We start from the raw sequence: 20706 nt of genomic DNA on the forward strand, positions 1-20706 counted from the left end.
GCCCCGGCTCATCGGCTCACAGCCCCGAGTACGAGTGCAGGCTGTTCACGAACATGTTCACGCCGTAGTAGTTGATCAGGTAGCACACGAAGCCGGCGATCCCCAGATAGGCGGCCCGCCGGCCCTTCCAGCCGGCCGTGGCGCGGGCGTGCAGGTAGGCGGCGTACGCCACCCAGGTGATGAACGCCCACACCTCCTTGGGGTCCCAGCCCCAGTAGCGGCCCCAGGCGTTCTCCGCCCAGATGGCGCCCGCGATGATGGTGAAGGTCCACACCGGGAACACGGCGGCGGTGATCCGGTAGGAGAACTTGTCCAGCGACAGCGAGGACGGCAGCCGCTCCAGCACCGAGGTCGCCAGCTTCCCCGGGGTGCCGCCGGAGGCCAGCTTGTTCTCGTAGGAGTCGCGGAACAGGAACAGCACGGTGGAGACCACCGCGACGTACATCAGCGCCCCGCAGCCGATGGCGAGCGCGACATGGATGATCAGCCACACCGAGTCCAGCGCCGGCACCAGCTGGGTGCTGTCGGTGTAGAGCACCGCCACCGCCAGGCCCAGGTCCAGCAGCACGGTGGCGACCAGCGGCAGGCCCAGCCAGGCCACGTTCTTCTTCGCCAGCAGGAACAGCAGGTAGGCGCCCACCACGGTCATCGAGAACGAGGTGGAGAACTCGTACATGTTGGCCCACGGGGCCCGCTCCACGGCCACGGTCCGCACCACCACGGCCGCCAGGTGCATGAGGAACGCCAGGACCGTCAGCGAGAGGGCGATCCGCCCGTACAGGTCGCCCTTCTCGTCCCCGGCCGCCGCGCCCGGACCGTCCGGGACGGCGTCGCGCCGGGGGCTGGCGGAGCGGGTGACGACCGCCGGACGCTCCAGGACGTCGGTGCTGCCGCCCTTGCCGCGCACCGTCACGCCGATGGTGTCCGCGCCCCGCTGCGCCGGGACGGCCTCGGCGTCGGCGGTGAGCGCCGCCGCCGTACGGGCCACCTTGCTGCGGCTGCCGAACAGCCACTCGGCGATGTGCGCGAGGAAGGCCAGGGTGTAGACGGCCATCGCGGAATAGATCAGATAGTTGCTGAGGTCGGCGAGTTCCTCGCTCATGGCGAGATTCATGCGCGCGCTCCTTGATCGGAGGACTCGGGAATCATGGGGGCGTCCGGCTGGAGGGCGGCGGCGAGGTCGGCGAGTTCCTCGGGGATGCGCGCCGACTCGGTGCGGCCGAGCGAGGCCAGCTCCACCACGGTGCGGCCCGCCTCGTCGGTGGTGGCCCGCACCCACACCCGGCGGCGCTGGAGCAGCAGCGAGCCCGCCAGGCCCGCCACGGCGGCCAGGGCGCCGGTGAGCGCCCAGCCGTTGCCGGTCTTGGTGCTGACCTTGAAGGTGGCCCAGCGCTCGTACCCCTCGTAGCTGATCGTCCCCTTGCCGTCGGGCAGGTCGATGGACTCCCCGGGCAGCAGATCGAAGCGGAACGGCTCGCCGTCCTCGTCCGTGAACTGCTCCAGCTTGCGGGTGTTGAGCTGGTAGACGTTCTGCGGAATGCCGGAGTCCAGGCCCAGGTCGCCGTGGTAGGCGGTCAGGGTGAGGACCGGCAGATCGGGGTCGGGGAAGGTGGAGTGCGGGCCGCGTACTTCGTCGATGGCGTAGCTGGGGTTGAAGAAGCCCTGGAAGCCGAGCTGTTCGGGCTCGCCGTTCTCGTCGAGGTAGTCGGTCACCTTCACCACGCCGGTGGAGGTGAGGGCGGTGTCCTGCGGCAGGAACGGCACCGGGCCCGAGTAGGCGGTACGGCCCTGGCCGTCGGTGACGGTGATGACGGGGGCGAAGCCGTGGCCGAGCAGGTAGATCTTGGAGTCGCCGATGACGACCGGCTGGTTGGGCTGGACGGTGGCGTCGGTCTCGGTGCCGTCCGGCGTCCAGTAGGTGATGTCGGCGCGGAAGACGGTGGGGGTGCCGAGGTCGGGGCCCTCGCGGGAGAACTCGGCGGTGAACTCGTTCAGGGTGAACCCGAACGGATCGAGGTCGTGGTCGACGTCGAAGAGCGTGCCGGAGGAGAAGTCGTCGTACTGCGGCAGGGTGTTGGAGAAGCCGTCGCCCTCCACCACCAGCTTGCCGCCCTCGGAGTAGAACAGCTGGCTGGTGCCGAAGGCGACCAGCATCACGATGAGCGAGAGATGGAAGAGGAGATTGCCGGCCTCGCGCAGATAGCCCTTCTCGGCGGCCACCGAGCCCTCGCCCGGGGCGGTGCGGAACCAGCGGCGCTTGAGCACCCGCTGGGCCGCGCCGAGCACCTGCTCGGGGTCGGCGCCGGTGCGCCAGGTGGTGTACGCGGGCATCCGGTCCAGCCGGCGCGGGGCGCGCGGCGGGCGGCCGCGCAGCTGGCCGGTGAACTGCCAGGTGCGCGGGACGATGCAGCCGATGAGCGAGACGAACAGCAGGATGTAGATGGCGGAGAACCACACCGAGCTGTACACGTCGAACAGCTGGAGCCGTTCGTAGACCCGGCCCAGCAGGTCGTTGTCGGCCTTGAACTCCTCGACGAGGAGGGCGTTGGCGTCGCTCTGCGGGATGAGCGAGCCGGGGATGGCGCCGAGCGCGAGCAGGAAGAGCAGGATCAGCGCGACCCGCATCGAGGTCAGCTGCCGCCAGGCCCAGCGGGTCCAGCCGGTCACCTCGCGGGCCAGCCAGCCGGCCGCGCCGGCGGCGCCGGGGCGCCGTGCCCCGCCGAAGGAGCCGGGATGGACGGTGCCGCCCTCGCGCGGGGCGTCGGCCGCCGCCGGTGTCTCGTCCTCCTGCGCCGGGGCGGTGGACAGCCCGGCGCCGGCGGCGGCCTCGTCGCCGGCGTCCCGGGCGTCGCGCCCGTCGTTCACGTTGTCGCTGGCCATGTCGTTCAGATCCAAACGTCGAACTCGGAGGACCACACCTGGAGGTCGTACACCAGCCGGTCCCAGGTGCCGGTGAACAGCAGGACGCCGGTGACGATCATCAGCAGCCCGCCGACCCGCATCACGGCCACATAGTGCCGCTTGAACCAGGCGAACGCGCCCAGGGCGCGGCGGAAGAAGAGCGCCGCGAGGATGAACGGCAGGCCCAGGCCCAGGCAGTAGAAGACGGTGAGGAGCGCACCGCGGCCGGCGGTGGCCTCGTTCAGGGCGAGGAACTGCACGGAGGCGAGGGTGGGGCCGATGCACGGGGTCCAGCCGATGCCGAACACCGCGCCCAGCAGCGGGGCGCCGGCGAGCCCGGCGCCGGGCTTGACGGGCAGCTTGAACTGGCGCCCGGACAGCCGGGGCAGCAGCCCCATGAAGAGCAGGCCCATGACGACGATGAGGGCGCCCGCGACCTTGTTGATGATCTCGCGGTGTTCCAGCAGGGTGCGGCCGAACTCGCCGAACAGCGCGCCGGTGGAGACGAAGACGAGCGTGAAGCCGAGCACGAACAGCAGGGTGCCGAGGAACATCCGGCCGCGCCGCGCGTCCTTCAGGTCGGCGCCGCCCGCCCCGGTCACGTAGGAGAGGTAGCCGGGGACCAGCGGCAGCACGCAGGGGGAGAAGAAGGAGACGAGGCCGCCGAAGAGGGCCACCGGTATGGCCAGCAGCAGCGCCCCGGTCAGTATCGTCTCGTTGCCGTCGGTGACGGCGGCGAGAGTGTGCAAGGACATCGGGCCGTCACTTCTCGGTGGTACCGGCGGCCTCGGCCAGCACCGGCTCGATGGCCGAGCGCAGTTCCTCCTCGGTCAGCGGCTTCAGCGCGCGGGCGGCGATGTTGCCCTCCGGGTCGACGACCAGGGTGGAGGGGATGGCCTGCGGATTGAGGCTGCCCTTGGGGAACTGGAGCAGCAGCTTGCCGCTCGGGTCGTACAGGCTGGGGTACGGGACGCCGAAGCGCTCGTCGAAGGAGCGGGCGTTGGCGGCGTCCAGGTCGCGGGTGTTGATGCCGACGAACTGCACCCCGTCCTCGGCCAGGTCCTCGGCGACGGTGACGAGGTTGGGGGCCTCGGCGCGGCAGGGCGCGCACCAGGAGCCCCACACGTTCAGCACCAGGATCCCGCCCCGGTAGTCGGCGAGGTCGAGCTCCTCGCCCTCGGTGGTCTCGCCGCTCAGGTCCGGCAGCGGCTGGCGTTCGCCGGCCGGGACGTGGGTGATCTGGCCGGTGCCCTGGACGATGTTGCTGTTGCCGCCGGACGGGCCGGCCGATGCTCCGGAGCAGGCGGTGAGAACAGCGGCCAGGGACAGGACGGCGGCGCCCGTCCTCAGGGCCTGTCCGGGGCGGCGGCGTCGGCGCGGGGACACGCGGCTCTCGATCATGTGAAAAGTTTCCCATGCGCCCCGAGGCGATCTTCCGCGCCCCCCTTGTCCCGAATACAGCCCCGTTGAGCTGGGCAAACGCATCGGGACAGGGAGCGGGCGGCGACGGGTGCGCTCAGGCGCCGACGCCCTTGGAGGCGCCCTTCTCCGGCTTGGCACCGGCCCGCAGATGGGCCGGGACGAGCTCGATGGCGGGCTCCCAGTAGCGCACCGAGACGATCCGGTCGTCCTCGTAGGTGAAGCTGGTGAGCGAGGCCAGCGTGCACTGCCGCTTGCGCGGGTCGTGCCACAGCCTGCGGTGCTCGACATAGCTGCGCAGGATCCAGATGGGCAGCTGGTGGCTGACGCAGACCGCCTCGTGGCCGCGCGCGGCATCCCGGGCGGCGTCCAGGGCGCTCTTCATCCGCACCACCTGCTCGACGTACGGCTCGCCCCACGACGGGCGGAACGGGTTGCGCAGGTGCCGCCAGTTGCCGGGGTGGCGCAGCGAGCCGTCGCCGACGCCGAAGCTCTTGCCCTGGAAGACGTTGGCCGCCTCGATCAGCCGCCCGTCGGTGGCCACCGGCAGCCCGTGCGCCTTGGCCACCGGCTCGGCGGTCTCCTGGGCGCGCTCCAGCGGGGAGGCGACGACGTGGGTGATGTCGCGCCCGGCCAGGGCCTCGGCGACCGTCTCGGCCATCCGCTCGCCCAGTGCGGACAGGTGGTATCCGGGGAGCCGCCCGTAGAGCAGTCCGTCGGGGTTGTGCACCTCGCCGTGCCGCATCACATGGACGGTGGTGCGCTCGGTGCCGGTCGCGCTGCTCACTGGTACGTACTCCTCGCTGCTCGGGGTTACTCGGTGGCCTCGGCCGCGGCCCGGGCGGCGGCGGGCAGCGCGTCGGCGATCCGCTCCAGCGCGCGGTCGTCGTGCGCCGTGGACAGGAACCACGCCTCGAAGGCGGACGGCGGGAGGTACACCCCGGCCGCGAGCATGGCGTGGAAGAACGCGGTGAAGCGGAACGTCTGCTGGCGGCGGGCGGCGGCGTAGTCGGGGACGGCCGCCTCGGTGAAGAAGACGGAGAACATGCTGCCCGCCGACTGGATGGTGTGCGGGACGCCCTGCCCGGCGAGCGCGGCGGTGACCATCGCCCGTACCTTGGCGGCGGCGTCGTCGACCGTGGCGTAGGCGGCGTCGTCCAGCAGCCGCAGCTGGGCGAGGCCGGCGGCGGTGGCCACCGGGTTCCCGGAGAGGGTGCCCGCCTGGTAAACGGGGCCCGCCGGGGCGAGCTTCTCCATCACATCGGCACGCCCGCCGAAGGCCGCGGCGGGGAAGCCGCCGCCCATCACCTTGCCGAAGGTCATCAGATCGGGTGTTACCCCGTCCAGGCCGAACCACCCCTGGCGGCTGACCCGGAAGCCGGTCATCACCTCGTCGGAGATGTACAGCGCGCCGTGCTCGGCGCACAGGTCCTTCAGGCCCTGGTTGAAGCCGGGGAGCGGCGGGACGACGCCCATGTTGCCGGCGGCGGCCTCGGTGATGACGCAGGCGATCTCGCCGGGGTGGCGGGCGAAGGCGGCGCGTACCGCCTCCAGGTCGTTGTACGGGAGCACCACGGTCTCGCCGGCCGCGGCGCCGGTGACGCCGGGCGTGTCGGGCAGCCCGAAGGTGGCGACGCCGGACCCGGCCTGGGCGAGCAGCGCGTCCACGTGGCCGTGGTAGCAGCCGGCGAACTTGATGATCTTCTCCCGGCCGGTGAAGCCGCGGGCCAGCCGGATCGCCGACATGGTGGCCTCGGTGCCGGAGGAGACCAGTCGCACCCGCTCCACCGGGGCGACGCGGTCGACGATCTCCTCGGCGAGCGCCACCTCGCCCTCGGTGGGGGTGCCGAAGGAGGTGCCCCGGGCGACCGCCGCCTGTACGGCCTCGACGACGGCCGGGTGGGCGTGGCCGAGGATCATCGGCCCCCAGGAGCACACCAGATCGACGTATTCGCGGCCGTCGGCGTCCGTGACGTACGGACCGGTACCGGATGCCATGAACCGGGGCACTCCGCCCACCGCGCCGAAGGCCCGCACCGGAGAGTTCACGCCGCCGGGGGTCACGCGGGCTGCACGGGAGAAGAGTGTCTGCGAAACTGGGGTGGCCTCAGAGGTGTGCGTCACCGTTCCATGGTGGCAGAGCCCTCAGACAGCTGTGCGTTCGGGCGTTTCGCGAGCGCCTGTCGGGGGAGGTCCCTTCTGAGACGATGATCGGATTGCGCGGCGGGGACCGCGCCGAGGCGGGGCGGTGACATGCAGCGCGGAGGCGGACTGGGCGAGGGGGACCTCGGTCCCGAACCTGCGCCGCGCCCGCGTTCGCGCAGAGGCCGGCACCGCCGCAAGGGCGAGGCCGGCGGCACCCCCGCCACCGGCGGTGCGGGCGGCGCCGGCGGCCCGGCGGAGAGCGAGATCCGGCTGGGCGGGGGCCGGCTGGCCGTGACGTACAAGTACTTCGGCGCTCCGGACGGCGCCACCGCCGCCCGCGTCCCGCTGTCGATGCGCCCCGAGGAGCTGGGCGGCGACGAGCTGGGGCAGGGCATGTTCACCCGCATCAAGCCGGAGACCATGGCCGCCATGGTGCTCACCGGCATCGAGGGCATCCCGCTGCACCGCGTCCCGCCGCTGGAGCTGGTGGTGCTCCACCCCGACTACGCCGTGGTGAAGCTGCCCACCACCGCCGTCGACCCGCTGCGCGCCATCGGGGACGAGACGGTGGGCGCCGCCGCCTTCATCTGGTCCACCGTGCCCGACCGGCGCGGGCCCACCGACGCGTTCGGCGTCTACCGGCTGCTCAACGAGTGGCAGGACTTCTCCCGCCGGCTGCACGAGGCCGGCCACCAGCCGTACTGCCTGGTCTGGCCCTGACCCCGCCGCGCCCGGGCAGCCCGGGCGGCCCACTGGCAGGAGTGCCACCCACCGGCGGATAACCGCCATCCGGCCCCGGAAGCCGCTCCACCTGGCCCGATGCCCGCTCCCTCCCGCCTCCGGGGACAGGTTCCGCCTCGGCGGAGGAGTACGTTCTGGCCATGCACACCGTCGCCGTACTCGCCCTGGACCGGGTGATCCCGTTCGACCTGTCCACCCCGCTGGAGGTCTTCGCCCGCACCCGGCTGCCGGACGGGCGGCCCGGCTACCGGGTCCGGGTATGCGCCGAGCGGCCCGAGGTCGACGCGGGCGCCTTCACCCTGCGCGCCCCCTGGGACCTGGAGGGGCTGCGCGACGCCGACACGGTGATCGTGCCCGGCACCGCCGACCCCACCGCCCCGCTGCCGCCCGCCGTCCGGGACGCGCTGCGGGCCGCCGCCGCGCGGGGCACCCGGATCGCCTCCATCTGCTCGGGCACCTTCCCGCTGGCGGCCACCGGGCTGCTCGACGGCCTGCGCGCCACCACCCACTGGATCGCGGCCGGGGAACTGGCCGAGCGGCACCCGGCCGTGGAGGTGGACCCGGACGTCCTGTACGTGGACAACGGGCAGTTCCTCACCTCGGCCGGCGCCGCCGCCGGCCTCGATCTGTGTCTGCACCTGATCCGCCGCGACTACGGCTCGGCGGTCGCCGCCCACGCCGCCCGGCTGTCCGTCATGCCGCTGGAACGGGAGGGCGGGCAGGCGCAGTTCATCGTGCACGACCTCCCGCCCCGGCCGCGCGGCGCCACCCTGGAGCCGCTGCTGGACTGGCTCCAGGAGAACCTGGCCCGCGAGCTGAGCCTGGCCGACATCGCCGCCCACGCCGGCACCAGCACCCGTACCCTCATCCGCCGCTTCCGCGAACAGACCGGCACCACCCCGCTCCAGTGGCTGCACCGCGCCCGCATCCGCCAGGCCCAGCACCTGCTGGAGACCACCGACCACCCCGTGGAGGGCATCGCCGCCCGGGTCGGCTTCGGCTCCCCCACCGCCTTCCGCGACCGCTTCAAACGCACCACCGGCGTCAGCCCGCACACCTACCGCCGCACATTCGGCTCACCACCCCCGCAAAGTCAGACAAACTACCTTATTGCGGCAAGCGGGCGAGCGTCCCGGCGGGCCGTGCGGTAGACATGTCCCCCGGAGAGCGTCCACACCACACCGTCCGGGAGGCAGCCATGCGCAGTGCGCCGGCAGTGCTGCGCACCGCCCTCGCCGCCACGCTGCTCGGCGCACTCACCGCCGGGTGCAGCACCGGGGACGGCACCGACGGCGGCGGCACCGGCACAGGACCGGGCGGCAGCACCGCCGGGGCCGCCAAGCCGGGCCGCTACTCGGCCCTGCCCGAACCCTGCGGCTCCGTCAGCGAGAGCACCCTGCGCCGGGTGCTGCCCGACGCCGCACCCGAGGCGTACCGGGGCACCCCCGCCGTGACGTACGACACCGGCCGCCGGGGCGGCTGCTCCTGGCAGGGCACCGACGCCGAGACCGGCAGCACCCTGCAACTGAGCGTCGACTTCGAACGGGTCATCTCCTACGACCCCGAGGTCAGCGACGACGACCGGGCCGCCCTCGACTTCACCGCCCGCGCCGTCGCGGCCGGCCTCCCCGACCCGGACGCGCCGCAGGACGACACCGCGGACGGCAGCGCGGACGACGCCGACGACGACAGCGCCGACGACGCCGCGGCCGGCGAGCAGGACGGCGCACCCGCCGACGGCCGGGAGCCGGACGCGGCGGACGCCCCGGGCCGCACCGACAGCGAGGGCGAACCCGTGCCGCGCACCGTCAGCGGCATCGGCAGCGAGGCCTACCTCGACGACCGGCTCAGCAGCACCGCCACCGGCGCGCGCCGCGAGGTCACCCTGGCGTTCCGCAGCGCGAACGTCATCGCCACCGTCCACTACACCCGGATCAGCCCCGGCAGCGACACGCCCCCCGCCAGCACCCCGCTCCAGGACGGCGCCCAGCGCGTGGGCCGGCACCTGGCCGGCGGCTTCGACGATTAGCACCCGCGGCGGGCCGAGGGCTGTACCGTGCTGTGCGGCGGACCGTCCCGACCGCCCCTGGATTAACGGAAGCGAAGAGATCATGCACCCCACCGCCACCCCCCAAAAGGCCCTGCGCGCGCTGGCCTGGGCCGCCGTGCCCGCCCTGCTGATCGCCGGCTGCTCCTCCCCCGCCTCCGACTCCGGCGCGGACGGCAACGACGACGGGGCGGCGGCCGAGGGCAGCGAGAGCGCACCCGAGCCGGAGCCGGTACGGTTCGCCGATCTGCCCAGCCCCTGCGCCGTCATCGGCGAGGACACCATCGACGACATCGTGCCCAAGGCCGACCCCAAGGGCGGCTCGGCGCTGACCTCGAACGACACCTCCCTGTCCGGCACCTGCCTGTGGAGCGGGCTGAAGGAGTACCAGTACCGCTCGCTGACCGTCTCGCTGCGCCGCTTCGAGTCCGATCTGTCGCTGGGCAGCGGCGACGAGCGGGCGCAGGGCTTCATCGCGCAGCAGGTCGAGGAGATCACCGGGGACGGCGCCAACAGCGACATCGCCCAGGAGGATCTGGCGGGTACCGGCGACTCGGCGATCACGATCGCGTACAACGCCGAGAAGGACATCGACGACGACACCCAGGACTTCCGCCAGCAGCGGGTCGTGGTCCGCACCGGCAATGTGGTGGTGACCGTCGACTACGCGGCCACCGGCCTGGAGGGCGACGACATGCCCGGCGCCAAGGGCGTCCGGGAGCGCGCCGAGACGGCCGCGGCCGAGGCCGTGGAGCGGCTGGACGCGACCGCGCAGGAGGACGGCGGCGACGCGGACGAGGAGAGTGGCGCGGACACGGACAAGAAGGACGACGCGTAGCCGAGCCGCCGGGGCCGGCCCCGCGGTGTGCGAGTCTTGGGCCCGCGAGGGAACACCAGTTCACACGGGGAGGCCCCACCAGTGGCCGCGATCAAGCTCACACGCGCACACCGCGTCCTGGTCGGGATCATCCTGGCCGGGGCGGTCGTCATCGCCGCCATCGGCTTTGTCGGCTCCTACACGGCGGTCCGTGAACTGGCCGAGCAGAAAGGATTCGGCGCCTTCTCGCCGTTCTTCCCCATCGGCATCGACGCGGGCATCGTCGTCCTGCTCTCCCTCGACCTGCTGCTGACCTGGCTGCGCATCCCGTTCCCGCTGCTGCGCCAGACCGCCTGGCTGCTCACCGCCGCCACCATCGCCTTCAACGGCGCCGCCGCCTGGGGCGACCCGCTCGGCGTCGGCATGCACGCGATCATCCCGGTCCTCTTCGTGATCACCGTGGAGGCCGCCCGGCACGCCATCGGCCGGGTCGCCGACATCACCGCGGACAAGCACATGGAGGGCGTCCGCATGTGGCGCTGGCTGCTCTCCCCGGTGCCCACCTTCCGGCTGTGGCGCCGGATGAAGCTGTGGGAGCTGCGCTCCTACGAAGAGGTCATCTCCATGGAGCGCGACCGGCTCGTCTACCAGACCCGGCTGCGCGCCGAGTACGGCCGCGCCTGGCGCCGGCGGGCCCCGGTGGAGGAACTGATGCCGCTGAAGCTGGCCCGCTTCGGCGTCCCGCTCAGCGAGACCGCCCCCGCACTCCGGCGCGCCGACGCGGCTGGCGACCCGGACCCGGGCCGGGCCCAGCCGCCCCGGTTCCCGCTGCCCGAACTGCCGGTGCTCCAGCCCCGCGCCGACCGCGAGGAGTGGTACGGCGCCGGCGGGCCGGCCGGACCGGAGCCGGAGGCGGACTCGGCGGCGGGAACGGCTCCCGGGGCCGCGCCGGAAGCCGCGCGGCCGGAGCCCGTACAACCAGAGCCCGTACAGCCCGAACCCGGCGCCGAGCCCGAGCCCGAGCCGTACCCCGACGCCACCGTTCCGGTCGCCCCCGGCCGCCGCCGCAGCCTCGGCCAGGCCCCGGCCCCCGGCCTGCTGCCCGCGCAGCGCGGCGGCGAGGCCGACTACCTCCCGGACGAGGCGATCGACCCCGAGCCCATCGAGTTGCCCACCGATCTCGCCGAGGACGAGCGGTACTACGCGGCCTACCACCGCTACGTCGTCGAGACCGGCGGCTTCCCGACCCCCCGTCAGCTCTCCGTCATGCTGAACGAACGCTTCGGCGTCACCGACGCGGACGGCAATCTGCTCAGCGAGCAGCACGTGCGCGAGGTCATGCGCACCTACGGCTTCAAGGAGCGCTACAACTCCGACATGGGCACCAGCGTCTGACCCGGCGGCCGGGACGCGGCTCAGGCCGCCCAGGGCAGGACGTGACGCCACAGGGGCCGTTGGCCACCGGCTGCCCTAGGGTGACGGGCATGTCGCGCGACGCCTCCCTTTCCTCCGTCTGGCCGGTCCTGCACTACGACGACACCGGAGCGGCGTTGCGCTTCCTGGTCGAGGTGCTCGGCTTCACCGAAGCCGTCGCCGCGCCGGACGAGCACGGCGGAATCGGGCACGCCGAGGTGCGCTGGCCCGGTGGTGGGGCGCTGGTGTTCGGCTCGACCCGGCACAAGGACAGCGTGCACGGCCGGATGCGCGCCGGGAGCAGCGCCGTGTACGTGGTCACCGACGAGGTGGAAGCGGTGCACCGGCGGGTGTGCGACGCGGGCGGGGACGTACTGGAGCCACCGCACCGCACCGTGTTCGGGTCGGGCGCGGCGGCGTACGTGTGCACGGTGCGCGACCCGGAGGGCAATCTGTGGACGTTCGGCACCTACCGCGGCCCGGCGGCTGAGCGGCCGTGACGGCTGGCCCCGGCCGGCCTCAGTGCCCGGCCGGTTCGCCGGTGAGGCGCTCGTGCAGGTGGGCGCTCGGGGCGTTGAGGCCGGTGATCTCGACGGTCTTGCCGCGCCGGGCGTACTTCGCCTCGATGGCGTCGAGGGCGGCGACGGAGGAGGCGTCCCAGATGTGGGCGGCGGACAGGTCGATGACGACGCGTCCGGGGTCGCCCGCGTAGTCGAACCGGCCGACGAGGTCGTTGGACGAGGCGAAGAACAGCGCGCCGGTGACCCGGTAGACGACGGTGGTCCCGTCCGGGTCGGTGACGGCGGTGACCTCGGCGAGGTGGGCGACGCGCCGGGCGAAGACGGCCATGGCGGTGAGGGAGCCGACGACGACGCCGATGGCCAGGTTGTGGGTGGCGACGACGCAGCCGACGGTGATCACCATGACGGCGATCTCCCCGGCGGGCAGCCGCCGCAGGGTACGGGGCGCGACGGAGTGCCAGTCGAAGGTGGCGAACGACACCATGACCATGACGGCGACCAGGGCGGCCATCGGGATGTCGGAGACGACGGGGCCGAAGACGACGCACAGCACCATGAGGAACGCGCCCGCGAGGAACGTCGACAGCCGGGTGCGGGCGCCGGAGACCTTCACGTTGATCATCGTCTGGCCGATCATGGCGCAGCCGCCCATGCCGCCGAAGAAGCCGGTGACGATGTTCGCGATGCCCTGCCCGACGGACTCCCGGGTCTTGTTGGAGGGGGTGTCGGTGATGTCGTCGACGAGCTTGGCGGTCATGAGCGACTCCATCAGGCCGACCAGCGCCACGGCGAACGCGTACGGGGCGATCGTCGTCAGCGTTTCGACGGTGAACGGCACGTCCGGCAGGCCGGGTACCGGCAGCGCGGAGGGGAGTTCGCCCTTGTCGCCCACCGTGGGGACGGCGAGGGCCGCCGCCACCGTGATGACCGTGAGGATGACGATCGAGACCAGCGGGGCGGGCACGGCGGTGGTGATGCGGGGGAAGAGCACCATGAGGGCCAGCCCGCCGATGATCAGCGGATACACGGGCCAGGGCACATCCGTCATCTCCGGGACCTGGGCCATGAAGATCAGGATGGCGAGGGAGTTGACGAAGCCGGTCATCACCGGGCGCGGGATGAACCGCATCAGCTTGGCCACCCCGAGCGCGCCCAGGACCACCTGGAAGACGCCGGCGAGGATGACGGCGGCCACCAGGTGGCCCAGCCCGTGCTCGCGCTGGAGCGGGGCGATGACGAGGGCGACGGCGCCGGTGGCGGCGGAGATCATGGCGCGCCGGCCGCCGACGACGGCGATGGTGACGGCCATGGTGAAGGAGGCGAACAGGCCGACCGCGGGATCGACCCCGGCGATGATCGAGAACGATATGGCCTCGGGGATCAGCGCCAGGGCGACGACGAGGCCCGCGAGGATCTCGGTGCGCCAGACCTTCGGGTCGGCGATCCAGTCGGGCGTCAGCGCGCGCAGGCGCGCGGCCGGGGACAGGGGGGTGCTGGAGGACACGGGGGGCGGAACCTGTCGTGCTCGGGCGCACCGGTGCGGCGGCAGGGGTGCGCGGGGGGGAAGGGGTGGCCGGAACGGCGTGGGGGACGGGGCTGGCCGGCGCGGTGGCGCGGGCGGGCCGGTGTCCCGGGGGGCGTTACGGCGGGCAGGCGGAGGCGGCGGGCGCCGGGGACGCGGGCACACTGCCCTCCTGCGAGAATCGGGACGTCACCGGGGGCGTCGTCGTCTCCGGCATGGCAGGGCGCAGGGCGGGAAAACGGAACGCGCCCGCACCACCCGCAACTCTACCCTGACGTAAGGGTAGAGATCGGCGGAGGGTGCGGCCCCGGCCCGCGACAGCCCGCGACAGCCCGCGACGAGAAGAGCCAGGGGATCACCGACGTGGACAGCAGGCACATGCAGATCGGCGAGGTCGCCGCGCGCACGGAGCTGTCCCTGCGAACCATCCGGCACTACGAGGAAACCGGCCTGGTCACCCCCTCCGCCCGCTCCCAGGGCGGCTTCCGCCTCTACACCGAAGCCGACGTGGCCCGGCTCATGGTCATCCGCCGTATGAAGCCGCTGGGCTTCACCCTCGACCAGATGCGCGACCTCCTGGACGCCACCGACCGCCTCGACGCCGGCACCGCCGCGGACGCCGCCGAGCACGCGGCGCTGCTGGAGCGCGTACGGACCTACGAGCGGGCCGCCACCGAGCAGGTGGAGAAGCTGCGCGTCCAGCTGGCCCGCGCCGAGGACTTCGCCGCCACCCTGGCCGCCCGCCTGGAGCGGACGGCCGGCGCCGGGACGGCGGACCACCCGCCGACGGGCCCGTAGCCCCACCGCCGGCCGGCGCGGACCAGCCGCCGGTCCGCTAGCCGCCCAGCAGCGTCCGCACCCGGTCCGCGCCCACCGCGAGCAGCAGGGTGGGCAGCCGCGGGCCGGTCTCCTTGCCGATCAGCAGCCGGTACAGCAGCGCGAAGAAGCTCCGCTGCGCCACCTTCAGTTCCGGCGTCGGCTTGGCGTCCGGCGCCAGCCCGGCCCGTACCTTCGGCACGCCGTACACCAGCGTCGTCAGCCCGTCCAGCGACCAGTGGTCGGCGAGCCCGTCCCGCAGCAGCCGCAGCGACTCGCGCTGCTCCTCCTCCAGCGAGCCGAGCAGCTCCGCGTCCGGCTCCGCGCGCACCTGGGTGCGCGCCTCGGCCGGCATCTGGGTGGCCACCCAGCGCGCCGCCCGGTCCAGCCGCGGCCGGGTCTCGTCCAGGTCGCGCACCGGGTGCTCGGGGTCGAGCTCGCTCAGGATCCGCAGCGTCTGCTCGTCGTCGCCGGTGGTGATGTCCACCACCGAGGCGAGCATCCGGTACGGCAGCCGGCGCGGGGTGCCGGGCAGTTCGCCGGCGGCCGTGCCGATCGCCCGCCGGTAGGCCGCCGCGTCCGCCGGCTGGGCGGCGCCGTCGGCGACCTTCCTGGCCAGCGCGTCCCACTCGTCGTAGGTGCGCTGGATCTCGCCGTCGAAGGCGATCTTGAACGACTGGTTGGGCTTGCGCCGCGCGTACAGCCAGCGCAGCAGCGGCGCCTCCATGATCTCCAGCGCGTCGGCCGCGATCGGCACCCCGCCCTTGGAGCTGGACATCTTCGCCATGCCGCTGATGCCGACGAACGCGTACATCGGGCCGATCGGCTGCTTGCCGCCGAAGATCTCCGAGACCAGCTGCCCGCCGACCACCCACGAGGAGCCCGGCGAGTGGTGGTCCACGCCCGAGGGCTCGAAGACGACGCCCTCGTACGCCCAGCGCATCGGCCAGTCGACCTTCCACACCAGCTTGCCGTGGTCGAACTCCGCCAGCTTCACCGTCTCGCCGTGCCCGCAGGCCTCGCAGCGGTAGGTCAGCTCGGTGGTGTCGTCGTCGTACGCGGTGACCGTGGTCATGTCCCGCTCGCACACGGTGCAGTACGGCTTGTACGGGTAGTACGCGCCGCTGCCCGCGCTGCCGTCGTCCTCGGCGGCGGCGCCGGAGCCCTCGGCCGCGGCCAGCTCCGCCTCGTCCACGGCCTGCTGCTGGGAGGGCTTGGCGGCGGCGGCCTTGGCCTTGGTGCGGTACCGCTCCAGCACGGCGTCGATCCGGCGCCGCTCGCGCATCGCGAACAGGATCTGCTCGCGGTACACGCCCGAGGTGTACTGCTCGGTCTGGCTGATCGCGCGCACCTCGATGCCCATCTCGGCGAGCGCCGCCAGCATCGGGGCCTTGAAGTGCTCGGCCCAGCTGCCGTACGGGCTGCCGGCCGGGGCCGGGACGGAGGTCAGCGGCTTGCCGATGTGCTCGCTCCAGGAGGCGTCCACCCCGTCGACGCCGGCCGGGACCTTGCGGAACCGGTCGTAGTCGTCCCAGGAGAGCAGGTGGACGCACTCCACCCCGCGCCGCTTGATCTCGTCGGCGACCAGGTGCGGCACCATGACCTCGCGCAGATTGCCGAGGTGAATCGGTCCGGACGGGCTGAGCCCCGAGGCGCAGACAACGGGTTTGCCGGGGGCGCGCAGCTCCGCCTCGGCGATGACCTCGTCCGCGAGCCGGGAGACCCAGTCGGTCTCCGGGGTGGTCCGATCCACTGCTGTGCACTTCCTTCTGATATCGGGTGGCGGTCCGCGTGGGATACTGACGAAGATTCTCAGAATCCGCGTTCACTCCGCGAATCCATTGTCTCCTACGGAATGGCTCGCTCCCCCATGTCCTCGGTCCCCGCACTCGCCACCGTCGTCAACCAGCGGCTCGCCGCCGCTCTGGAGGCCGCCCGACCCGAGGCCGCCGGCGCCGATCCGCTGCTGCGACGCAGTGACCGGGCGGACTTCCAGGCGAACGGGATGCTCGCGCTGGCCAAGCGGCTGAAGGCCAATCCGCGCGAGCTGGCGACGGACGTGGTGGCGGCCGTCACCTCCGGCGGCCCGGTCCGGGACATCGAGGTGTCCGGGCCCGGCTTCCTCAACATCACCGTCACGGACGAGGCGATCACCGCCAACCTGGCCGCCCGCGCCGCCGACGACCGGCTCGGGGTGCCGTACACCGCGCACCCGAGCACGATGATCATCGAGTACTCGCAGCCGAACGTCGCCAAGGAGATGCACGTCGGCCATCTGCGCTCCACCGTGATCGGTGACGCGCTGGTGCGGCTGATGGAGTACCGGGGCGAGAAGGTCATCCGGCGCAACCACATCGGCGACTGGGGCACCCAGTTCGGGATGCTCATCCAGTATCTGATCGAGCACCCGCACGAGCTGGACCACCAGGGCGGTACGGAGGCGGGCGAGGCGGCGATCTCCCGGCTCAACCACCTCTACCGGGCCTCGCGCGCGGTCTTCGACTCCGACCCGGAGTTCAAGGAGCGGGCCAGGCGCCGGGTGGTGGAGCTGCAGGCCGGCGAGAAGGAAACGCTGGAGCTGTGGCAGAAGATCGTCGACGAGTCGAAGCTGTACTTCAACGCCGTGTACGACCGGCTCGATGTGCTGCTCACCGATGACGACGTGGTGGGCGAGTCGGCCTACAACGACGATCTGGCCACGCTCGCGGCCGAGTTGGAGGAGTCGGGCGTCGCGGTGCGGTCGGACGGCGCGCTGTGCGTGTTCTTCGACGACGTCAAGGGGCCCGACGACCGCCCGGTGCCGCTGATCGTGCAGAAGGCGGACGGCGGCTTCGGGTACGCCGCCACCGACCTGGCCGCCGTCCGCAACCGGGTGCGGGTACTGGGCGCCGACACCATGCTCTACATCGTGGACGCGCGGCAGTCGCTGCACTTCAAGATGGTCTTCGAGACGGCACGCCGGGCCGGCTGGCTGCCGGACGGGGTGGCGCACCACCTGCCGTTCGGTTCGGTGCTGGGCAAGGACGGCAAGCCGTTCAAGACCCGGGCGGGCGAGACGGTGCGGCTGATGGATCTGCTGGACGAGGCGGTGGAGCGCGCCGGCACGGTGGTGCGCGAGAAGGCGCCGGAGCTGGCGGACGCGGAGGTCGCGGAGCGGGCGGGCCAGGTCGGCATCGGCGCGGTCAAGTACGCGGACCTGTCCACCTCCCGGTCCCGGGACTACGTCTTCGACCTGGACCGGATGGTGTCGCTGAACGGCGACACGAGTGTGTACCTCCAGTACGCGTACGCCCGGATCCAGTCGATCCTGCGGCGCGGGCGCGAGCAGGGGGTGACGCGCGCGGTGGCCCATCCGGAGCTGCCGCTGGCGCCGGCGGAGCGGGCGCTCGGTCTGCATCTGGACGAGTTCGGGCAGACGCTGGAGGAGGCGGCGCGGACGTACGAGCCGCACCGGCTGGCCGGTTATCTGTACGCGCTGGCCTCGCACTACGCGACCTTCTACGAGAACTGCCCGGTGCTGAAGGCGGAGACGCCGGAGACCGTGGAGAACCGGCTGCTGCTGTGCGAGTTGACGGCCCGCACGCTGCACCAGGGCATGGCGCTGCTCGGCATCAGGACGCCCGAGCGGCTGTAGTACCCGCATCTTCCCCTCTACTGCGGTCACTTCTGCGGGGGCGGTGGAAAGCTGCCAGAAATTCGGCGCTTTCCCCGCCCCCGCGGGGTTTATCTCCCCGGCTACCCGGGCCACATGTCGTTGGTTGTGTCACTGCGTGACGCCTGCATGACATATACGTGACAAACGCCAACACCCCCTTGCCGGTCTCCTCTGCCGCGACGAATGATTTCCGCTGTGCCGATCGCGGGTGTCATGCCCACGTCTGTCGTGCACGGCTCTTCCCCCACAGCAGCAGCACCTCTATGAGGAGGACCCCTCAGATGGCAGTGATGCGCAAGACAGTTCTTGCCACCGCCGCAGTCCTGGCCGTCGGTGTGGCCGTCGCCCTGCCCGCGCACGCCACCACCGCGGACCAGCCCCAGGGCTTCATCACCAATGCCGACGCCCCCGGCACGATCGACGACAGCTACATCGTCATACTCGAGGACTCCACGTTCTCCGCCGCCTCCGCCGCGGCCGAGAATCTGGCCGACAAGTACGACGCCGAGATCGTCACCACCTACGAACACGCCCTCAACGGCTACGAGATCGCCGCCACCGAGGCCGAAGCCCTCGCCCTGGCCGCCGACCCCGCCGTCAAGGAAGTCGTGCAGAACCAGGTCTTCACCATCGACGCCACCCAGACCAACCCGCCCTCCTGGGGTCTGGACCGCATCGACCAGCCCGCCCTCCCCCTCGACCAGTCCTACACCTACCCCGACTCCGCCGGCGCGGGCACCACCGTCTACGTCATCGACACCGGCATCCGCACCACCCACCAGGACTTCGGCGGACGCGCCAGCTTCGGCTACGACTACTGGGGCGGCACCGCCAACGACGGCAACGGCCACGGCACCCACGTCGCCTCCACCGCCGCCGGCACCGCCTACGGCGTCGCCAAGAACGCCGACATCGTCGCCGTCAAGGTCCTCAACGACGCCGGCAGCGGCACCACCGCCTCCGTCGTCGGCGGCATCGACTGGGTCACCGGCAACGCCTCCGGACCCTCCGTCGCCAACGTCAGCCTCGGCGGCGGCGCCGACACCACCCTCGACCAGGCCGTCCGCAACTCCATCGCGGCCGGGGTGACCTACGCGATCGCGGCGGGCAACAGCAACGCGAACGCTGCCAACTACTCGCCGGCCCGGGTCTCCGAGGCCATCACGGTGGGCGCCACCCAGAGCAACGACTCCCGCGCCAGCTACTCCAACTGGGGCGCGACGGTGGACATCTTCGCCCCGGGCACCAGCATCACGGCCGCCTGGCACACCAGCGACACCGCCACCAACACCATCTCCGGCACCTCGATGGCGACCCCGCACGTCGCCGGTGTGGCCGCCCTCTACCTGGCCGACAACCCCGGCGCCACCCCGGCCCAGACCTGGTCCGCGCTGGACTCCGCCGCCGCCACCGGCCAGGTCACCAACCCGGGCAGCGGCTCCCCGGACAAGCTCCTCCAGGTCCCCTGACACGGCGCGGCGGTGGCCCCGGCAGCTGCCGGAACCACCGCCGTCACCGCGCAGCGGGGCCGCCTCGCGCACGCCGCGCTCAGAAGGGGCGCAGCTCCGCCTCCAGCGCGTCCAGCTCCCGCTCGAACCGGGCGCGGGCCTCGGCCCGCTCGGCGTCCGGCAGCCAGGACGCGTCGATACCCGCCAGGGACATCTCCCGCAGCCGGGCCGGGGACAGACCGATGTCCTCGGAGGCGATCCGGTACTCCTCGGCCAGGCTGGTCGGGAACATCCCCGGGTCGTCGGAGGCCAGGATGACGTTCAGTCCCGCCTCGGCCATCGCCGCGATGGACGCGCGGCGCCAGGGGCGCCACGAGCGGCGGGAGGTGGTGGAGATCACCGTGAACGGCACCCGTTCCGCGCGGCAGCGCTCGACCATGACCTCGTCCTCCAGGACGTAGTAGCCGTGGTCGATGCGGTCGCAGCCGAGCAGGTCCAGGCAGGTCGCGGTGTTGATGGCCACCGGCGCGTGCTCCGAGGAGTGCGCGGTGCGGCGCAGCCCCGCGTCGCCCGCCAGCCGGTACGCCTCGGCGAACCGCTCGGGCGGACCGGCCAGTTCGAGATTGACCAGCCCGATGCCCGCGAGGTACTCGTGCGGCCGTGCCACCACCCGGCGCACGAACTCCAGCGCCTGCTCGGCGCTGTGGCTGCGGTCGATCGAGGCGATGAGCCGGCCGGTCATGCCGAAGTCGCGCTCGGCCAGCCGGATGCCGTCCGCACAGGCGTCCACCAGGCCGTGGAAGCCGAGCGAGGCCAGCTGCGGCGGCACGTCGTCGATCTGGAGCTCCAGATGACGGGTGGCGCTCCGGTGCGCGGCGGCGAACGCCTCGTAGGTGATGCGGGTGATGTCGTCCGCGCTGCGCAGCGCGGCGTTGACCCACTCGCTGGCCTGGAACAGCGAGTAGGGCCGCTCCGGCTCGTCCGGGCCCTGCCCCTGCGGCACCGGGATGCGGGTGTTGCGGTAGAGGGCGGGGTCCGGCGGCAGGGAGTTGATGTCCCGCCAGATGGTCTCCGGGGCGTCGGGCAGGTCGAGCCCGGCGTTGCGGGCGAGTTCGGCGAAGGTGGCGGCGGACACGGTGCCGATCAGATGGCAGTGCAGGTCCGTCTTCGGCATCCGGGCGACGTACGCGGCGACGCGCTCCGCCCGGCTCGCGTCCGTGGCGGGGGTGCCGGGCTGTGCGGTGGTGGTGTCGGTCATCGC

Annotated in this window: 17 protein-coding genes and 1 pseudogene; 9 read left to right on the plus strand and 9 right to left on the minus strand. The window is 72.6% G+C overall.

The features are described 5' to 3' along the window. Nucleotides 1–16: 16 nt before the first annotated feature. The 6 genes from ccsB to hemL form a co-directional block, all read right to left on the minus strand. Nucleotides 17–1114, minus strand: a complete 1098-nt coding sequence (gene ccsB, locus BM385_RS01585; RefSeq protein ID WP_019431854.1) for a c-type cytochrome biogenesis protein CcsB — start codon at nucleotides 1112–1114, stop codon at nucleotides 17–19. Further along, a complete protein-coding gene (gene resB / locus BM385_RS01590; RefSeq protein ID WP_078575765.1) occupies nucleotides 1111–2880 on the minus strand; it encodes a cytochrome c biogenesis protein ResB in 1770 nt (589 codons plus the stop codon). The genes ccsB and resB overlap by 4 nt, the downstream gene beginning before the upstream one ends. Nucleotides 2881–2885: 5 nt before the next feature. After that, entirely contained in the window at nucleotides 2886–3656 is a 771-nt protein-coding gene (locus BM385_RS01595; RefSeq protein WP_019431856.1) for a cytochrome c biogenesis CcdA family protein, read from the minus strand. A gap of 7 nt (nucleotides 3657–3663) precedes the next feature. Continuing rightward, entirely contained in the window at nucleotides 3664–4302 is a 639-nt protein-coding gene (locus tag BM385_RS01600) for a TlpA family protein disulfide reductase (protein ID WP_019431857.1), read from the minus strand. A gap of 115 nt (nucleotides 4303–4417) precedes the next feature. After that, nucleotides 4418–5065 carry a histidine phosphatase family protein gene (locus tag BM385_RS01605; protein WP_051131010.1) on the minus strand — a complete coding sequence of 216 codons (648 nt, stop codon included), beginning with the start codon at nucleotides 5063–5065 and terminating at the stop codon, nucleotides 4418–4420. Between the two features lie 68 nt (nucleotides 5066–5133). Continuing rightward, the gene (gene hemL / locus BM385_RS01610) at nucleotides 5134–6444 is read right to left on the minus strand and encodes a glutamate-1-semialdehyde 2,1-aminomutase (RefSeq protein ID WP_078575744.1); all 1311 of its coding nucleotides are present in this window, start codon (nucleotides 6442–6444) and stop codon (nucleotides 5134–5136) included. Between the two features lie 129 nt (nucleotides 6445–6573). Between hemL and BM385_RS01615 the strand changes: the two genes are divergently transcribed. The 6 genes from BM385_RS01615 to BM385_RS01640 all read left to right on the plus strand — a co-directional run bounded on the left by BM385_RS01615 (nucleotide 6574) and on the right by BM385_RS01640 (nucleotide 11983). Next, nucleotides 6574–7185, plus strand: a complete 612-nt coding sequence (locus tag BM385_RS01615; protein ID WP_019431860.1) for a hypothetical protein — start codon at nucleotides 6574–6576, stop codon at nucleotides 7183–7185. A gap of 161 nt (nucleotides 7186–7346) precedes the next feature. After that, the gene (locus BM385_RS01620; RefSeq protein ID WP_019431861.1) at nucleotides 7347–8357 is read left to right on the plus strand and encodes a GlxA family transcriptional regulator; all 1011 of its coding nucleotides are present in this window, start codon (nucleotides 7347–7349) and stop codon (nucleotides 8355–8357) included. 47 nt (nucleotides 8358–8404) lie between these two features. Then, on the plus strand, nucleotides 8405–9235 hold the full coding sequence (locus tag BM385_RS01625; RefSeq protein WP_139275131.1) for a DUF3558 domain-containing protein: 831 nt from the start codon (nucleotides 8405–8407) through the stop codon (nucleotides 9233–9235). Between the two features lie 82 nt (nucleotides 9236–9317). Continuing rightward, nucleotides 9318–10091 carry a hypothetical protein gene (locus BM385_RS01630; RefSeq protein WP_019431863.1) on the plus strand — a complete coding sequence of 258 codons (774 nt, stop codon included), beginning with the start codon at nucleotides 9318–9320 and terminating at the stop codon, nucleotides 10089–10091. Between the two features lie 81 nt (nucleotides 10092–10172). Further along, nucleotides 10173–11465 carry a DUF2637 domain-containing protein gene (locus BM385_RS01635; protein WP_093841936.1) on the plus strand — a complete coding sequence of 431 codons (1293 nt, stop codon included), beginning with the start codon at nucleotides 10173–10175 and terminating at the stop codon, nucleotides 11463–11465. 89 nt (nucleotides 11466–11554) lie between these two features. After that, a complete protein-coding gene (locus tag BM385_RS01640) occupies nucleotides 11555–11983 on the plus strand; it encodes a VOC family protein (RefSeq protein WP_093841937.1) in 429 nt (142 codons plus the stop codon). A gap of 19 nt (nucleotides 11984–12002) precedes the next feature. On the opposite strand, the gene BM385_RS01645 is transcribed toward BM385_RS01640, so the two are convergent. Continuing rightward, entirely contained in the window at nucleotides 12003–13490 is a 1488-nt protein-coding gene (locus tag BM385_RS01645; protein WP_093842218.1) for a SulP family inorganic anion transporter, read from the minus strand. Between the two features lie 414 nt (nucleotides 13491–13904). Between BM385_RS01645 and BM385_RS01650 the strand changes: the two genes are divergently transcribed. Continuing rightward, the gene (locus BM385_RS01650; RefSeq protein ID WP_093841938.1) at nucleotides 13905–14324 is read left to right on the plus strand and encodes a MerR family transcriptional regulator; all 420 of its coding nucleotides are present in this window, start codon (nucleotides 13905–13907) and stop codon (nucleotides 14322–14324) included. 37 nt (nucleotides 14325–14361) lie between these two features. Here the strand turns inward: BM385_RS01650 and lysS are convergent, their stop codons facing one another. Next, the gene (gene lysS, locus BM385_RS01655; RefSeq protein WP_093841939.1) at nucleotides 14362–16095 is read right to left on the minus strand and encodes a lysine--tRNA ligase; all 1734 of its coding nucleotides are present in this window, start codon (nucleotides 16093–16095) and stop codon (nucleotides 14362–14364) included. 117 nt (nucleotides 16096–16212) lie between these two features. Here lysS and argS point away from each other — a divergent pair, with 117 nt between their 5' ends. Together argS and BM385_RS28130 are read left to right on the plus strand one after the other, a co-directional pair. Then, nucleotides 16213–17976, plus strand: coding sequence for an arginine--tRNA ligase (argS, locus tag BM385_RS01660; RefSeq protein WP_093841940.1), 1764 nt, complete (start codon nucleotides 16213–16215; stop codon nucleotides 17974–17976). A 284-nt stretch (nucleotides 17977–18260) separates the two neighbouring features. Next, nucleotides 18261–19460, plus strand: a pseudogene (locus tag BM385_RS28130) (S8 family peptidase); the annotation flags it as partial. Nucleotides 19461–19545: 85 nt separating this feature from the next. Here BM385_RS28130 and BM385_RS01670 read toward each other — a convergent pair. After that, nucleotides 19546–20703, minus strand: a complete 1158-nt coding sequence (locus tag BM385_RS01670) for an adenosine deaminase family protein (RefSeq protein WP_019432729.1) — start codon at nucleotides 20701–20703, stop codon at nucleotides 19546–19548. Between the last annotated feature and the right edge of the window lie 3 nt (nucleotides 20704–20706).

Origin of the sequence: Streptomyces harbinensis (assembly GCF_900116145.1) — a bacterium.
GTDB classification, from domain to species: domain Bacteria; phylum Actinomycetota; class Actinomycetes; order Streptomycetales; family Streptomycetaceae; genus Streptomyces; species Streptomyces carpaticus.

Bases quoted from the DNA above. Each gene is read 5' to 3' on its own strand.
- ccsB (WP_019431854.1), bottom strand. From the start codon at position 1,114: ATGAATCTCGCCATGAGCGAGGAACTCGCCGACCTCAGCAACTATCTG.
- resB (WP_078575765.1), bottom strand. From the start codon at position 2,880: ATGGCCAGCGACAACGTGAACGACGGGCGCGACGCCCGGGACGCCGGC.
- BM385_RS01595 (WP_019431856.1), bottom strand. From the start codon at position 3,656: ATGTCCTTGCACACTCTCGCCGCCGTCACCGACGGCAACGAGACGATA.
- BM385_RS01600 (WP_019431857.1), bottom strand. From the start codon at position 4,302: ATGATCGAGAGCCGCGTGTCCCCGCGCCGACGCCGCCGCCCCGGACAG.
- BM385_RS01605 (WP_051131010.1), bottom strand. From the start codon at position 5,065: ATGCGGCACGGCGAGGTGCACAACCCCGACGGACTGCTCTACGGGCGG.
- BM385_RS01615 (WP_019431860.1), top strand. From the start codon at position 6,574: ATGCAGCGCGGAGGCGGACTGGGCGAGGGGGACCTCGGTCCCGAACCT.
- BM385_RS01620 (WP_019431861.1), top strand. From the start codon at position 7,347: ATGCACACCGTCGCCGTACTCGCCCTGGACCGGGTGATCCCGTTCGAC.
- BM385_RS01625 (WP_139275131.1), top strand. From the start codon at position 8,405: ATGCGCAGTGCGCCGGCAGTGCTGCGCACCGCCCTCGCCGCCACGCTG.
- BM385_RS01630 (WP_019431863.1), top strand. From the start codon at position 9,318: ATGCACCCCACCGCCACCCCCCAAAAGGCCCTGCGCGCGCTGGCCTGG.
- BM385_RS01640 (WP_093841937.1), top strand. From the start codon at position 11,555: ATGTCGCGCGACGCCTCCCTTTCCTCCGTCTGGCCGGTCCTGCACTAC.
- BM385_RS01650 (WP_093841938.1), top strand. From the start codon at position 13,905: ATGCAGATCGGCGAGGTCGCCGCGCGCACGGAGCTGTCCCTGCGAACC.
- argS (WP_093841940.1), top strand. From the start codon at position 16,213: ATGTCCTCGGTCCCCGCACTCGCCACCGTCGTCAACCAGCGGCTCGCC.
- BM385_RS01670 (WP_019432729.1), bottom strand. From the start codon at position 20,703: ATGACCGACACCACCACCGCACAGCCCGGCACCCCCGCCACGGACGCG.